The sequence below is a fragment of the Novosphingobium sp. PhB165 genome, from assembly GCF_004341845.1.
In the GTDB taxonomy this organism is placed as follows: Bacteria; Pseudomonadota; Alphaproteobacteria; order Sphingomonadales; family Sphingomonadaceae; genus Novosphingobium.
On sequence record NZ_SLVB01000012.1, the window covers coordinates 43,011 to 57,199 of the forward strand.

The window sequence follows — 14,189 nt, forward strand, 5'->3', positions numbered from 1 at the left end:
AATTCACTCCTGTTCGATGGTTTGGGCCGCGCGGGCTTCGCGCGCGGCGGCGGTGCGGCCGGACAGGCGCACGGCAATGGCTTCCGACGCCAGTCGGCGGCGGTCGGGTTCGGGGGCGGGCAGCGGCGTTACTTCGACAATGCCGGTCAGCGCCTCTCTCGCAAGGCGCTGGTATTCGCCCTGCCCGTCGTTGCGCCATGTCACCTGATGCGGTTCAAAGCTGCGCACCACTTTGGCGGGGTTTCCGGTGACAAGGCTGCGCGGCGGCGTTTGCGTTTCGGACTTCACCAGCCCCAGCGCGGCGACAAGGTTTTCCGGGCCGATCACTGCATCGTCCAGCACCACCGCGTTCATGCCGATCAGGCTGTTCTCGCCGATCTCGCACCCGTGGATGATCGCCCCGTGCGCGATGGTCGCGCCCCGGCGGATCACCGTGTCCCGGTTGGAATTGGCGTGGACGGTGACGCTGTCCTGGATCGAACTGTTACCCTCCACCACGATGCGCCCGAAATCGCCGCGCAGCGAGGCGCCCGGCGCGATGAAGCAGCCGGGGCCGACGATCACGTCCCCGATCAGCGAGGCCAGCGGGTGGACATAGCTGGTCGGATCGACGACCGGCACGATCCCCTGATAGGCGTAGCAGGGCATCGTCAGAGCCGCTCGATAATGGTGACGTTGGCCTGCCCGCCGCCTTCGCACATGGTCTGGAGGCCATAACGTCCGCCCGTGCGTTCCAGCGCGCCCAGCAGCGTCGTCATCAGCCGCACGCCGGTCGCGCCGATGGGGTGACCCAGCGCGATTGCACCGCCCTGCACGTTCACCTTTTCGTGCGGGATGTTCAGTTCTTTCATCCAGGCGAGCGGGATCGAGGCGAAAGCCTCATTGCATTCGAACAGGTCGATATCCTCCACCCGCATTCCCGCCTTGGCGAGCGCGTGCTGCGTCGCCGGGATCGGGCCGGTCAGCATCCACACCGGGTTCGCCGCGCGGACCGAGATGTGATGGATGCGCGCGCGGGGCTTCAGCCCGTACTCCTTCACCGCGCGTTCGCCGGCGATCAGCATGGCGGCGGCGGCATCGCAATTCTGGCTGGCGACGCCCGCCGTGATCGCCCCGCCCTCTCGCACCGGATTGAGCGCGGCGAGACCCTCCAGCGTGGTGCCGGCGCGGATCGTCTCGTCCTTCGCCAATCCCTCGAACGGCGAAACTTCGGCATCGAACCAGCCCGCATCCCACGCCGCCTGCGCGCGCTGGTGGCTGACGAGGCTGAACTCCTCCATCGCCGCGCGCGAGATGCCCCACTTCTCGGCAATCATCTCGGCCGAGCGGATCTGGTTGACCTCCTCATCGCCATAGCGCGCGTCCCAGCCCTTCGAGCCCTGAAACGGGCTGTCGAAGCCATAGGCGGCGCCCGCGAACATCGCGGCCGAGATCGGGATGGCGTTCATCGCCTGACTGCCGCCCGCGACGACAAGGTCCTGCGTGCCCGACATCACCCCCTGCGCGGCGAAATGAACCGCCTGCTGGGAGGATCCGCACTGGCGGTCGATGGTCACGCCCGGAACATGTTCGGGCATTCCCGCCACCAGCCAGGCGGTGCGGCCGATATCGCCGGCCTGCGGGCCGATGGTGTCGCAGCACCCCCAGACGACATCGTCGACGAGGGCCGCGTCGATGCCGGTGCGATCGACCAGCGCCCTGATCGGATGCGCGCCCAGATCGGCAGGATGGACATGGGCAAGGCTGCCCTTCTTGCGGCCCACGGGCGAGCGGACAGCATCGACGATATAGGCTTCAGGCATGGACGATCTCTCTGGTGGCCGCAGCGGCATGGGTTTCGCGGGCGAAAGTCTGGTCGGGGCCGGCCGGCTGGGTGAACAGGCGGCCGGCGATGCGCGCACGGTGGAAGGCGGGCGGGCCCCAGCTTTGGGTCAGCGCCAGCGTGCGCTTGAGGAACAGATGCGCATCGACTTCCCAGGAATAGCCCATGGCGCCGTGCACCTGGATCGAGGCGCGGGTGGCCTTGTCCGCCGCTTCCAGCGCGGCGATCTTGGCATGGCTGACGCGGGATCGGGCCTGCACGTCGCGGTGGCCGATCTCGGCCGCGGCAGCGCGCACCACCGGCCGCGCGAATTCGATGGCGACTTGTGCGGAGGCAAGGTGATGCTTCACCGCCTGATAGGAGCCGATCGGCTTGCCGAACTGTTGGCGCTCCTTCGCGTATTCCACCGCCATGTCGACCGCCCGCTGGGCAAGGCCAAGGCCCTGCGCAGCGGCGAACAACGCCGCCCGGTCGAGCGCGAGATCCCAATCGGCAAGACCAAGGTCTTCCGCATTGGCTGCATCCCATTCCACGCGGAACAGGCGGCGCAGCGGGTCGATGGTTTCAACCGGCGTCAGGCGCACCTGATCGGTGCGCGCCAGGAATGCATGACCGTCACGCTCCAGCAGGATCGCGGCAGCACGGTCGGCATCGGCCACCAACGGATTGAGCGGATGAGCGACGGCAATGGTCGCCTCCGGATCTGCCAGCAATGCATGATCGGGCGCCAGCGCGGCCAGCATCGGCGCGGCCACGCCCGCGCTTTCGATCAGCGGTTCGGGCAGCGCGACATAGCCCGCTTCCTCGGCAATCAAGGCGAAGTCCAGTTCGCCAAGGCCCATGCCGCCCGCCTCTTCGGACAGCAGGACCAAGGTGAAGCCGTTCTCGACAATCGCCGCCCAGCGTTCGGGATCGGTGTTGTCGCCGCGCTCCACCATCTTGCGCCAGTGGTCGGGCGTGCAGGTATCGCCCAGCAGGGTGCGAGCGGTTTCGGCGAACATCTGCTGTTCGTCGCTCAGGGTGAAGTCCATGGCCGTGCCCTCCCTCAGCGCGGCAGACCGAGCATGCGCTCGGCGATGATGTTGCGCTGGATCTCGTTCGATCCGGCGTAGATCGGCCCGGCCAGGGCGAAGATGTAATCGTCCAGCCAGTCATGTTCGCCCGGCGGGGCGACCAGTTCGGCCTTGGGGCCAAGGATCGACAACGCGGTCTGGTGCAGGTGGATGTCCAGTTCCGACCAGAAGATCTTGTTGGTCGATGCCTCCGGCCCGATCTTCGCGCCCGCCATCAGCCGCGATGCGGTCTGGTAGATCGACAGCGCATAGGCATCGGCATTCATGAAGGCGCGCACGACATCGGCTTCCAGAACCGGATCGGCATCCTGCTTGTGGTCCTGCCACAGCCCGGCCAGCGCGGCGGCGGCAACCTGATAGCGTGCCGGGCTGCGCAGCATCAGCCCGCGCTCGAACCCGGCGGTCGCCATGCAGATGTGCCACCCCTGCCCTTCGTCCCCCAGCCGGTTGAAGGCGGGGACGCGCACGTCCTCCAGGAAGATTTCGGCAAAGCCGACATGGCCGTTGATCTTGCGGATCGCATTGACGGTGACGCCCGGCGCATCGAGGGGGAAGAAGATCAGGCTCATCCCCTTGTGCCGCTCGCTCTCCGGTTCGCGGAACAGGCCGAAGGCCCAGTCGGCAAAGACCGCGCGGCTGGACCAGATCTTGTGGCCGTTCAGCACATAATCGTCGCCGTCTCGCACGGCCGTCGCCCGCACGCCGGCAAGGTCGGACCCCGCCTGCGGTTCGGACCAGGCCTGCGCCCAGATTTCCTCACCCGATGCCATCGGCGGCAGGAAGCGTTGCTTCTGTTCGGGCGTGCCGAACTCGATCAGGGTGGGACCCAGCAGGAAAATGCCGTTCTGGTTGACCCGGCCGGGCGCACCGGCGCGGTAGTATTCCTCCTCGAAGATCAGCCATTCGATCAGGTCCAGCCCGCGCCCGCCGTACTCCTTGGGCCAGGTGACCATGCCCCAGTCGCCGGATTTCAGCGTGCGTTCCCATTCGCGGTGCGCTTCGAACCCTTCGCGCGTGGCGTCGAAGTGCTCCAGCGGCTCGGCCGGTACGTGCGCCTCAAGCCACGCGCGCACTTCGGCGCGGAAGGCCTGCTGTTCGGGGGTGTAGGACAGGTCCATCAGAACGAGGCCGCCTTGCCGGTTTCGACAAAGGCATCGCGCGATTTCTGGCTGTCCTCATGCATGTACATTTCGAGGGTGAAGCCCTGTTCCCAGCGGTAACCGCGATCCACATCCCGCGATTCCAGCCCGTTCAGCGCTTCCTTGGCGATCACCAGTGCCTTGCGGGACTTGCCGGCAATCCGCGCGGCGAAGGCGCGGGCCTCGATCTCCAGTTGGTCGCGCGGGACCACCGTCTCCACCGCGCCCAGACGATAGGCTTCCTGCGCCGGGATATTTCCGCCGGTGAAGAAGGCCGCGCGCACTTTGTGCAGCGGCAACATGCGCGACATGTGGCTGGCGCCGCCCATCGCGCCTCGATCGATCTCCGGCAGCGAGAAATAGGCATCGTCCGCCGCGATGATCGTGTCCGATGCGCCGCAGATGCCGATGCCGCCGCCGATCACGAACTTGTGCACGGCAACCACCACCGGCACTTCCGCCTCGTGAATGGCCTTGAAGGTCAGATAGTTGCCGCGATTGAGCAGCGGGATGCGTTCGGGGTGGGCCTGCATCTCCTTGATGTCCACGCCGCCGCAGAAGCCGCGCCCTTCCGCGCGGATCAGCACGCAGTGGACTTCGGGATTGCGCGCCGCTTCGTTGACGATCGCGGGCAGGCTGTTCCAGGTTTCGCTGTCGAAGGCGTTTACCGGCGCCACGTCGAAGACGATTTCGGCGATCCGGTCCTGAATGGTGCAAGTAATCGGCATGGGTTGTCCTCTTCCGTTCAGGCCGTAATCGGCTCGGCCGCGGGTACGCCGAGCGCGGCAAGCCTTTCGCGCGCCTCGGCCATGATGCTGTCGACAAGCTGCTGGCAGCTCGGCACTTCGCGGATGCGCCCGCCGACGACGCCGGTGGCCATCACGCCGTTCTCGATATCGCCTTCCACCATCGCCTTCTGGATCAGCATGGGCATGGTGGCGGCCATCATCGCCTGCTTCAGCGGCATCGCGCCGTGCGCGGTCATGCCGCGTGCGCTGGCAATGAAATCGCCCCACGATGCGCCGGTCTGGCGCTTCATCGCGCGGCCCGCCTCCAGCGCGCGCAGCCACATGGCCAGCGGGCCGGACTTCTCGATCCGGTCCATCAGCCGCGTGCGAACCATGCGCTGGGGAATGCCGTCCAGCTTGGTGGTGACGACGATGCCGTCGGTGGAGGCCGCGAGGTAGGCGGCCTTGGCGCTGTCCGGCACCGGGCTTTCCTGCGTCAGCAGGAAGCGCGTGCCCATGGCGATGCCCACCGCGCCGTAAGCCAATGCCGCCACCAGCCCGCGCCCGTCGGCAAAGCCGCCGCTGGCGATCACCGGCACCTGCACGGCGTCCAGCACTTGCGGCAGCAGCACCGTGGTCGGCACCGATCCGGTGTGTCCGCCGCCCTCGCCGCCCTGCACGTTGACCATGTCCACGCCCAGTTCGACCATCTTCTGCGCATGCTTCAGCGCACCGACGGTGGGGATGCAAAGGATGCCGGCGTCCTTGAACGCGCCAATCATCTTCGCGTTCGGACCGCGTCCGAACGAGACGGCGCGCACCTGTTCGCGGTTCTCCAGGATCAGCTCCACGATCTTGTCCGCGCCGGGCTGGAAGCTGTGGAAGTTGACGCCGAACGGCCGGTCCGTACCACGGCGGACTTCCAGCAGCTTCACCCGCGCCTCGTCCGGCGTCATCACCGCCGCGCCCAGAAAGCCGAAGGCTCCCGCATTCGAACTGGCGATGACCAGAGAGGGTTCGGCCACCCAGCCCATCGCGGTCTGGATCACCGGAACCTTGCAGCCCAGCCGCTCGACAAGGATGGTGTGTAGAGGGTCGCTCATTATGCCTCTCCCGCTTGTTTTTTATTCGCCGCGGCCATGGCGCGGCCGTCGAGGCCGGCGATGGAATTGCCCTGCACCAGATCGTTCTGGGCATGGGCGAAGTGGTGCATGTGGAACACCGCATCCATCGCCGTGCGCTTGCCGCGCAGTTCCTCTACATGGTTGACCGCCTGCTTGGTCAGCCAGTTGCCAAGCCGCGGCTGCGCGGCCAGTTTCGCCGCCATTGCCGCCGCTTCCTCGCGCAGTTTGTCACGCGGGACGATCTTGTTGACCATGCCGAACTGCTCGGCACGCTGCACGCTCATCCGCTCGCCCAGCAGCAGGAATTCCTTGGCGACGCGCGGCGGCAGTTCGAAGGCGTGGGCGAAGTATTCGACGCCGGGAATGCCCATGCGGTTGACCGGGTCCTGAAAGAACGCGTCTTCCGAAGCGACGATCAGGTCGCAGACCCAGGCCAGCATCAGCCCGCCGGCAATGCAGGCGCCCTGCACCATGGCAACGGTGGGCTTGGGAATGTCGCGCCAGCGGCGGCACATGCCCAGGTACTGCTCCTGCTCGCGCGTATAGAGCAGCTCCGCCGCCGGCTTGTTGACGTGGCCCGGCACCATTAGCCGGTTGTCAAACGCCTTGTGGAGATCGCGCCCCGGCGTGCCGATGTCGTGCCCGGCGGAGAAGTGCTTGCCATTGCCCGCCAGGACAATGACCTTCACCGCGTCGTCCTGCACGGCACGGTTGAAGGCATCGTCCAGCGCATAGGTCATCTGGCCGTTCTGCGCGTTGTTGAAGTCCGGCCGGTTGAGCGTCACCCAGGCGACCGGCCCGTCCACTGCATAGAGTACGGGACTGTCGGTCTCGTAGGTGATCTCGACCTTTTTCGGTTCGACCAGATCGTCGCTCATGGTGCCTCTCCCGTCCCGCTCAGGCCCTGACGGCCGGCGGGTTGTCCTTGATGACGGTGGCGCGGATGTCGTGCGGATCGAGCGCGGCGATCACTGCCAGCGCCTCTGCACCGGGCAGCGGCGTCACGGTGATTTCCGGCGCCTGTTCCAGCGCGAAGCCGGTCGCTTCCTGCACTTCCTCGAACGTGACGCCGGGGTGCAGCGAGACGACGCGGATCGCCTTATCCGTGCCCCCGAAGTCCATCACGCAAAGGTTGGTGACGATGCTCTTGAGGTCCACGCCGGAGTAATTGCCGCCCGCCACGCGCTTGGCCGGATTGTACCCGACGCCGGAGATCATATCGACTTCGCCCGGCACGAAGACACGCGGGCCGTGAGCGGGAAAGAAGAACGAATTGGCGTGGTAGATCGTGTTGCCCGGAAAGCCGCGCACGCCCAGCATCTGTGTCTTGGGCTGGCGATAAGTGCCGCCCATGTACGAGAGGTTGATCTGGCCGAAGCGGTCCAGCTGCGTCGGCGTTACCATCGCGTGGCGGCGGCCGGTCCACACCGCGCTGTCGAAGAAGCGCGAGAACGGCAGGTAGCCCGCCGGCTTGCGATCGTCATAGGCGCGCGGGCCGATCGGCACCGGCTGCTCCACCAGATAGGCCTCGCCATCGGTCATCATCAGTTCGGGGGTATGCGTCAGCTTGGCGAGCCCGGCGGCAAGGCGCGGCACCGGGCCGACGCCGGTGGCGATCACTTCGCCATTACCCCGGAAAGCCTCCGAAGCGGCGAAAATGCAGAGTTCTGCCAGTGTGATCGTGCTGATCGTTGTTATCTGGTTCATCAGAATATCGGGAGCGGGAGAGCCGCCACCGCCTCCTTTCCGCCAATGCTGTTGAGATAGTCGGCCTCGTTCGCGCCGACGAAACGGTCCTGCACCGCGCCCCAGTCGCCCGGATCTTTCGCGGCGGCGGCGTAAGCCTTGAACGCCTTCATGTCCCAGCCGTAATGCGGGGGCATCGAACTGGGATGCGCGCCGCCCGGCATTTCGATGACGCCGCTGACGAAGCAGCGTTCGAACAGGTTGTCCCGCGCCTGCTCGGGGTAGTGGTCCTCCATCCGGTCGACCAGTTCCTCGCACGAAACGAAGGTCTTTGCGGCCGCCTTGGCGAACCACTCGTCATAGTAGGAATCCGGCCCGAAGACCTGCACGTTGCCGCGCCAGTCGCTGCGGTTGACATGCAGCAGCGCGACATCGAGCTTGAGCGCGGGCATCGCGATCAGCGTCTCGCCATCGTCGTAGGGGCTCTGCACCGTCTTCAGCCCGCCCAGCGCGGCCAGATCGGTGCCGAGGCCGACGCGGGTGGGCAGGAACGGCAGGCCGAACGCGGCGGCCTTCAGGCCCCACTGGAACATGCCCTCATCCAGTTCGAGCACTTCGAGCGCGCCGCTTTCACGGCTCTTGCGGAACCAGGGCTCCAGTGGAATCGCGTCGAGCGAGACGAAGGCGAAAACCAGCTTCCGAACCTTCCCCGCCGCGCAAAGCATGCCGACATCGGCGCCGCCATAGGCAACCACGGTCAGGTCCTTGACGTCCGAACGCAGCAGTTCGCGCACCAGCGCCATCGGCTTGCGGCGCGGCCCCCAGCCGCCGATCCCGACGGTCATCCCGTCCTTTATCTGCGCGACGATTTCCGCCGCGCTCATGCGCTTGTCGAGCATCATGCTCCCTCTTCCCGTTCTTTCTGGTCCTGTTCCTCAAGAGCCTTCTGCCAGGCCCAGACATGCCCCCATTCGCTGGGCACGAGATGGGCGGTCGGCTCCCAACTGGCGGGGTCGATCACCAGCGGATCGGCGCCGACCTCGAAATCGAAACCGCCGGGGCACTGCATGTAGAAGCCGAAGGTCTGATCGTTGACGTGGCGGCCGATCGAGGCGCTTTCAGGCACTTTGGCCAGCCGCATCCGGTCGTGGCACTTGCCCACGTCCGCCTGCGCCTTCATTTCGAGCATGAGGTGGACGCAGCCCGACGGCGGCATCGGCATCTCGCCCAGCGCGACCGAGTGGTGGCGGCCGTTGTCCGCGTGCATGAAGGCAAAGCCCATGCCCGGATCGTCCGCCGCGTCGCTGAAGTGGAAGCGCGGAATGTCGGTGTCGTGGAACCCGATGCTGCGATAGAATTCGTGGCATTCGGCGAAGTTCGGCGCGGCGAAGACCGTGTGGCCCATTCCCATGTCGCCGGTGACGAAACCGCTGACGCCCGCGGGCGAAACGAAGGCGACATCGTCGCGCACGTCGCCGTGGAAAAATTCCAGACCGTTGCCCGCCGGATCGCTGGTGCGGAAGAAGGCGGTAACGCCGCGCTCGCGCGCTTCATCGGCACTCCCTTCCGCGATGGGACGGCCCGCTGCCGCCACCTTGTCGCGGACTTCGGCCAGTTCCTGCGCATCGCCCACTTCGTAGGCGGCGGCGCGGAAGTGTTCCCGCTTTCCGGTTTCGATGCGGAAGCGGAACGGGCGATCGTCGATCCGGTAGAGCGCAACACCCTCACCGCCGCCCGCCCGCATCGTTCCCACGATGTCGGCCAGGAAGGCATCCCATTCGGCGGGCTTGGCCGTTTCGATCACTACGTAACCGAGCGCCTTGATACCCATGGCTGTCAGTTTCCTTTCACGAGGTCGAGGAAGTACGGCCGCTCGCCGCCCCCATCGACGTTGATGCGGGCGCCGCTCACCCAGCTCGCCAGATCGGAGCAGAGCCAGAGAACCGCGCCGGCGATATCCTCGCCGCGCCCCATCCGGCGCAGCGGCAGCGAATTGCCGACCGCCGCCTGCGCTTCGGCATCGCCGTAAGTCGCGTCGGCGGTTTCGGTCTGCATCAGGCCGACGATCACCGCGTTCACCCGAATGCCGTCCGGGCCCCATTCCTGGGCAAGGCTCTGCGTCAGGTTGAGCAGGCCCGCCTTGGCCGCGCCGTAAGCGGCCGTCTGCGGTGACGGGCGAATGCCCGAAACACTGGCGATATTGACCACGCTGCCGCCACCCACCGCGCGCATCGGCGCGTGCGCGGCCTGCGCCATGTACATGGCGGCGTGCAGGTTCAGCCGCACGATGGCATCGAAGAAGCGCGGGCTGGCGGTGGCGGCATCGGCCTGCGGCGATCCGCCGGCGTTGTTCACCAGAATATCGAGTCGCCCATGATCGGCGACCACGCCTTCCACCAGTGCGCGCGCCTGATCGGCCTCGCGAATGTCGGCGGCGCGGAACTCCAGCCCGGCAGGTAGTGTCTCCGGCTGGTTGCGACCGCAGACCACCACATGCGCGCCGCTGTCCGCCAGCATCCGCGCCATCGCCAGCCCAAGGCCGCGCGTACCGCCAGTGACGATCGCCACGCGCCCGGAAAGATCGATCTCTTGCCTGCCCTTCACGGGGCCTCTCTCCCTTCGTTGTCCGATTGCAGGATTCGTTCCTGCATCAGATTCGAATTTGGCAATATCGAAAGCGTAATGGGTTTTCAATTGACGATTTGCGTATCGAGTGCCATTTCAAATTACGAATGTAGCGCCAAAGGGCGTAAATTGATTCGAATGAAGGGAGAGATCGCAAAGATGGCCAGCGCAGCCTCCGCGCCGTCCGACGCCGCCGTGCCCAGTCCCGAGGATCTGGTTGCCCGTGCACGCGCCATGGTGCCCACGTTAAAGGAACGCGCCCGCCGCTGCGTCGCAGAGCGCGACGTTCCGGCAGAAACGATTGCCGAGCTTCACGAAGCCGGGTTCTTCCGCATCCTGCAGCCGCGCCGCTGGGGCGGCTATGAAATGCATCCCAATGTCTTCTTCGATGTGCAGAAGACTCTGGCCGAGGGCTGCATGTCCACCGGCTGGATGTACGGCGTGGTGGGATGCCACCCTTATGAGATCGCGCTGTTCCACGAAGAGGCGCAGGTCGAGATCTGGGGGGAGAACACCTCCGCCCTCGCCTCTTCCAGCTATCAGCCGGTGGGCAAAGTCACGCCGGTGGACGGTGGTTTCCGCCTGTCGGGCCGCTGGGGCTTCTCCACCGGATCGGTTCACTGCCAATGGGTGATCCTGGGCGCGCTGGTGCCGCCCAGCGAGCCGGGCGGCGCGCCGGACATGCGCGCGTTCCTGCTGCCGCGCAGCGACTACACCATCGATACCGACGCCTGGCACGTCTTCGGCCTGCAGGGGACCGGCAGCCATGACGTGATCGTCGACGATGTCTTCGTGCCCGAATACCGCACGCACCGCGCGATGGATGGGTTCCTTTGCGCCAACCCCGGTCAGGAAACCAATCCCGGGCCGCTCTACACGCTGCCCTGGGCGCAGGTCTTCACCCGCTCCGTCTCCACCGCGGCCTTCGGCGGCGCGCGCGCGGCGATCAATGCGGCAATGGACATCGCGCAGAGCCGCATCTCCACCAACACCGGCAAGGCATCCAAGCACGATCCCTTCCTGCTCGCCGCGATCTCACGCGCCGAAGCGGAAGTGACCGAGATGGAACAGACCCTGCGCCTGACGTTCGAAGACCTGATGGGCCATGCCGAACGCGGCGAGGCGATCCCGATGGAGAAGCGCACCCGCTACGCCTACAACTCCTCCTCGGTCGTGCGGCGCATGGCCGAACTGGTGGACGACATGGTCAAGCTGCTGGGTGGCCGCGCGGTCTATATGTCCAGCGAGATCATCCAGCCCTGGCTCGATCTCCACGCCGGCCGCGCCCACGTCGCCAACGATCCGAACAACCGCACGACCGATTTCGTCGGCGGGATGCTGGGTCAGGCGCCCACTTTCACGTTCCTTTGAGGGGAGGCGGCACGATGGCGACGTTAAAAACGGCCCGTCACCGCGTAAGCGGCGGCCACGAAATCCAGATCCAGGAGGCAGGCGAAGGCCCTGCCGTGGTGTTCATCCACGGCAGCGGGCCGGGCGCATCGGGCGGATCCAACTTCCGCGGCAATATCGACGCCTTCGTGGCGGCGGGCTTCCGCGTTATCCTGCCCGACCTGATCGGCTATGGCGCCTCATCCAAGCCGGAGGGGATCGACTACACGCTGCAGCTGTTCACCGACACGCTGCATGAGGCGCTGGCGGCGCACGGCATCGAACGCGCGGTGCTGGTGGGCAACTCGCTGGGCGGCGGCATCGCCCTGCAAATGACGCTGGACCATCCCGCCTTCGCCGAGAAGCTGGTGCTGATGGCCCCCGGCTGCGTTGCCGAGCGGGAAGCCTATTTCGTGATGCCCGGCATCGCCAAGATGGTCTCCAACTTCGGCGGGCCGGACTTCAATCTGGACGAGCAGCGCCGCCTGATCGGCAACCTGCTCCACGCCGAAGCGCACCACCTCATTACCGAGGAACTGGTGGCCGAACGCTTCGAAGTGGCCCGCACCCAGCCCAAGGACGTGATCGTGCGGATGCGCACGCCCGACCTCAGCCCGCACCTTGCCAGGATTGCGCAGCCGGTTTTCGTGCTCTGGGGCCTGAACGACGAGTTCTGCCCGGAAAGCCATGCCCGCCTCTTCCTCGAACGCTGCCCGAACGTGCGCGCGATCACTTTCGCCCACACCGGCCACTGGGTGCAGGTGGAACGCGCGGCGGAGTTCAACCGTTATGTCGTGGAGTTCCTGCGATGACGGCCGCGACACGCCACGGGCAGGAACTCTATGAAGCCCTGCGCGAACGCCGCACCCTCGCCCCGCTGATCGCGCGCGATCCGGCGCTGACGGTGGACGATGCCTATGCCATCAGCCTTGATTTCCTGAGGCGGAGGCTGGCCGATGGCGAAAAGGTCGTCGGCAAGAAGATCGGCGTTACCAGCAAGGCGGTGCAGGACATGCTGGGCGTGCACCAGCCGGACTTCGGCTTCCTGACCGACTGGATGCATGTCGAAGGCGATATCGATGTGGACGCCAAGGCGCTGATCGCCCCGCGCGCGGAGGCGGAGATCGCCTTCATCCTGAAGGAAGGCCTCTCCGGCCCCGGCGTCACCGCCGGACAGGTCTTGGCGGCGACCGAGAGCGTGGTCCCCTGTTTCGAGATCGTCGACAGCCGCATTACCGACTGGAAGATCGGCATCGTCGATACGGTATCCGACAATGCCTCCTGCGGCGTCTACGTGCTGGGCGAGGAGCGGCTCGATCCGCGTGCGTTCGACCTGCCGGGCCTGCACGTGGCCGTCACCAAGAACGGAGAGCCGCTTTCGGAAGGTTATGGCCATGCCGTGCAGGGCGATCCCGCGCAGGCGGTGGCCTGGCTGGCCAATACGCTGGGCGCTTACGGCGTCACGCTGGATGCGGGCGACGTGATCCTGTCCGGATCGCTCGTCCCCCTCGCGCCCGCGGTGAAGGGCGACAGCTTCGAAATGATCCTCTCCGACAGGAACCCTGCGGCGGGCGGCCAGGCCATCGGCCGCTGCCAGGCTCGATTTGTTTGAGAATTACCCGCTTTGTGTAAGGATACCGGAACCATGGCACGCGTGAAGGCCGCCATCATCGGCTCGGGCAATATCGGCACCGACCTGATGATGAAGATGATCAAGTACCCCCAGAATATGGAACTCGCCGCCGTGGTCGGCATCGATGCCGCATCGGAAGGCCTTGCCATGGCCCGCCAGCACGGCATCGCCACCACGCATGAGGGGTTAGAGGGGCTGAAGAAGCTGCCCTGCTATCCCGAAATCGGCATCGCCTTCGACGCCACCAGCGCTTACGCCCACAAAGTGCATGACGAGGCGCTGCGCGCCGACGGCATCCAGGTGGTGGACCTGACGCCCGCCGCCATCGGGCCGTTCATCGTGCCCCCGGTCAACATGCGGGCCAATCTGGACGCGCCGAACGTCAACATGGTGACCTGCGGCGGACAGGCGACGATCCCGATGGTCGCCGCCGTCAGCCGCGTGGGCAAAGTGCACTATGCGGAAATCGTCGCATCGGTCTCCTCCCGCTCCGCCGGGCCGGGCACGCGCGCCAATATCGATGAGTTCACCCGCACCACCTCCCGCGCGATCGAAGCCGTGGGCGGCGCCACCAAGGGCAAGGCGATCATCATCCTGAACCCCGCCGAACCGCCGATGATCATGCGCGACACCGTCTTCACCCTGTCCGAAGGCGGGGATGAGGACGCCATCCGCCAGTCGGTGCAGGACATGGTGGCCGAAGTGCAGAAATACGTGCCCGGCTACCGGCTGAAGCAGGAAGTGCAGTTCGAACGCTTTGGTGACAACAACCCGCTGAAGATCCCCGGCATGGGCGTGTTCACCGGGATCAAGACGATGATCCTGCTCGAAGTGGAAGGCGCGGGCGATTACCTGCCCAGCTATTCCGGCAATCTCGACATCATGACCGCCGCCGCCAAGGCCACCGGCGAACTTCTCGCCGAGCGCCGCATGGCCGCCGCGACCCCGGCCTGATCCGCAGGAGTTTACG

General features: G+C 66.2%; 15 protein-coding genes. 4 read left to right on the forward strand and 11 right to left on the reverse strand.

The features are described from left to right. Positions 1–3 precede the first annotated feature (3 nt). Genes EDF56_RS23115 through EDF56_RS23165 form a run of 11 tightly spaced genes read right to left on the reverse strand, consistent with a single transcriptional unit; the run spans position 4 to position 10,176 of the window. Positions 4–648: a phenylacetic acid degradation protein PaaY gene (locus EDF56_RS23115; RefSeq protein ID WP_132392040.1), complete on the reverse strand. Its 645-nt coding sequence runs from the start codon at positions 646–648 to the stop codon at positions 4–6. Between the two features lie 2 nt (positions 649–650). Next, positions 651–1,802, reverse strand: coding sequence for an acetyl-CoA C-acetyltransferase (locus tag EDF56_RS23120; RefSeq protein ID WP_132392042.1), 1,152 nt, complete (start codon positions 1,800–1,802; stop codon positions 651–653). After that, on the reverse strand, positions 1,795–2,853 hold the full coding sequence (locus EDF56_RS23125; protein ID WP_132392044.1) for an acyl-CoA dehydrogenase family protein: 1,059 nt from the start codon (positions 2,851–2,853) through the stop codon (positions 1,795–1,797). The genes EDF56_RS23120 and EDF56_RS23125 overlap by 8 nt, the downstream gene beginning before the upstream one ends. A gap of 14 nt (positions 2,854–2,867) precedes the next feature. Beyond that, complete coding sequence (locus EDF56_RS23130) at positions 2,868–4,013, reverse strand: acyl-CoA dehydrogenase (protein ID WP_132392046.1); 1,146 nt, start codon at positions 4,011–4,013, stop codon at positions 2,868–2,870. Then, positions 4,013–4,762, reverse strand: a complete 750-nt coding sequence (locus EDF56_RS23135; protein ID WP_132392047.1) for an enoyl-CoA hydratase family protein — start codon at positions 4,760–4,762, stop codon at positions 4,013–4,015. The genes EDF56_RS23130 and EDF56_RS23135 overlap by 1 nt, the downstream gene beginning before the upstream one ends. Positions 4,763–4,779: 17 nt before the next feature. Continuing rightward, positions 4,780–5,865 (reverse strand): nitronate monooxygenase, encoded by a 1,086-nt coding sequence (locus EDF56_RS23140; RefSeq protein ID WP_132392049.1) that lies wholly within the window; start codon positions 5,863–5,865, stop codon positions 4,780–4,782. Further along, the gene (locus EDF56_RS23145) at positions 5,865–6,764 is read right to left on the reverse strand and encodes an enoyl-CoA hydratase (RefSeq protein ID WP_132392051.1); all 900 of its coding nucleotides are present in this window, start codon (positions 6,762–6,764) and stop codon (positions 5,865–5,867) included. The genes EDF56_RS23140 and EDF56_RS23145 overlap by 1 nt, the downstream gene beginning before the upstream one ends. 19 nt (positions 6,765–6,783) lie before the next feature. Further along, positions 6,784–7,593 (reverse strand): ketoacid CoA transferase, encoded by an 810-nt coding sequence (locus EDF56_RS23150; protein ID WP_132392053.1) that lies wholly within the window; start codon positions 7,591–7,593, stop codon positions 6,784–6,786. Next, entirely contained in the window at positions 7,593–8,474 is an 882-nt protein-coding gene (locus tag EDF56_RS23155) for a CoA-transferase (RefSeq protein WP_347813000.1), read from the reverse strand. The genes EDF56_RS23150 and EDF56_RS23155 overlap by 1 nt, the downstream gene beginning before the upstream one ends. Continuing rightward, positions 8,471–9,403, reverse strand: a complete 933-nt coding sequence (locus tag EDF56_RS23160; RefSeq protein WP_132392055.1) for a VOC family protein — start codon at positions 9,401–9,403, stop codon at positions 8,471–8,473. The genes EDF56_RS23155 and EDF56_RS23160 overlap by 4 nt, the downstream gene beginning before the upstream one ends. Positions 9,404–9,408: 5 nt before the next feature. Continuing rightward, positions 9,409–10,176, reverse strand: a complete 768-nt coding sequence (locus tag EDF56_RS23165; protein ID WP_132392057.1) for an SDR family oxidoreductase — start codon at positions 10,174–10,176, stop codon at positions 9,409–9,411. A gap of 180 nt (positions 10,177–10,356) precedes the next feature. Here EDF56_RS23165 and EDF56_RS23170 point away from each other — a divergent pair, with 180 nt between their 5' ends. Genes EDF56_RS23170 through EDF56_RS23185 form a run of 4 tightly spaced genes read left to right on the forward strand, consistent with a single transcriptional unit; the run spans position 10,357 to position 14,173 of the window. Beyond that, entirely contained in the window at positions 10,357–11,568 is a 1,212-nt protein-coding gene (locus EDF56_RS23170; RefSeq protein WP_132392059.1) for an acyl-CoA dehydrogenase family protein, read from the forward strand. Between the two features lie 14 nt (positions 11,569–11,582). Beyond that, positions 11,583–12,398, forward strand: a complete 816-nt coding sequence (locus EDF56_RS23175; protein ID WP_132392061.1) for an alpha/beta hydrolase — start codon at positions 11,583–11,585, stop codon at positions 12,396–12,398. Then, positions 12,395–13,198: a fumarylacetoacetate hydrolase family protein gene (locus EDF56_RS23180; RefSeq protein WP_132392063.1), complete on the forward strand. Its 804-nt coding sequence runs from the start codon at positions 12,395–12,397 to the stop codon at positions 13,196–13,198. The genes EDF56_RS23175 and EDF56_RS23180 overlap by 4 nt, the downstream gene beginning before the upstream one ends. A gap of 33 nt (positions 13,199–13,231) precedes the next feature. Continuing rightward, positions 13,232–14,173 carry an acetaldehyde dehydrogenase (acetylating) gene (locus EDF56_RS23185; RefSeq protein ID WP_132392065.1) on the forward strand — a complete coding sequence of 314 codons (942 nt, stop codon included), beginning with the start codon at positions 13,232–13,234 and terminating at the stop codon, positions 14,171–14,173. The last annotated feature ends 16 nt before the right edge of the window (positions 14,174–14,189 follow it).

Coding starts and splice junctions, on each gene's coding strand:
- EDF56_RS23115 (WP_132392040.1), bottom strand. CDS start 648: ATGCCCTGCTACGCCTATCAGGGGATCGTGCCGGTCGTCGATCCGACC.
- EDF56_RS23120 (WP_132392042.1), bottom strand. CDS start 1,802: ATGCCTGAAGCCTATATCGTCGATGCTGTCCGCTCGCCCGTGGGCCGC.
- EDF56_RS23125 (WP_132392044.1), bottom strand. CDS start 2,853: ATGGACTTCACCCTGAGCGACGAACAGCAGATGTTCGCCGAAACCGCT.
- EDF56_RS23130 (WP_132392046.1), bottom strand. CDS start 4,013: ATGGACCTGTCCTACACCCCCGAACAGCAGGCCTTCCGCGCCGAAGTG.
- EDF56_RS23135 (WP_132392047.1), bottom strand. CDS start 4,762: ATGCCGATTACTTGCACCATTCAGGACCGGATCGCCGAAATCGTCTTC.
- EDF56_RS23140 (WP_132392049.1), bottom strand. CDS start 5,865: ATGAGCGACCCTCTACACACCATCCTTGTCGAGCGGCTGGGCTGCAAG.
- EDF56_RS23145 (WP_132392051.1), bottom strand. CDS start 6,764: ATGAGCGACGATCTGGTCGAACCGAAAAAGGTCGAGATCACCTACGAG.
- EDF56_RS23150 (WP_132392053.1), bottom strand. CDS start 7,593: ATGAACCAGATAACAACGATCAGCACGATCACACTGGCAGAACTCTGC.
- EDF56_RS23155 (WP_347813000.1), bottom strand. CDS start 8,474: ATGATGCTCGACAAGCGCATGAGCGCGGCGGAAATCGTCGCGCAGATA.
- EDF56_RS23160 (WP_132392055.1), bottom strand. CDS start 9,403: ATGGGTATCAAGGCGCTCGGTTACGTAGTGATCGAAACGGCCAAGCCC.
- EDF56_RS23170 (WP_132392059.1), top strand. CDS start 10,357: ATGGCCAGCGCAGCCTCCGCGCCGTCCGACGCCGCCGTGCCCAGTCCC.
- EDF56_RS23175 (WP_132392061.1), top strand. CDS start 11,583: ATGGCGACGTTAAAAACGGCCCGTCACCGCGTAAGCGGCGGCCACGAA.
- EDF56_RS23180 (WP_132392063.1), top strand. CDS start 12,395: ATGACGGCCGCGACACGCCACGGGCAGGAACTCTATGAAGCCCTGCGC.
- EDF56_RS23185 (WP_132392065.1), top strand. CDS start 13,232: ATGGCACGCGTGAAGGCCGCCATCATCGGCTCGGGCAATATCGGCACC.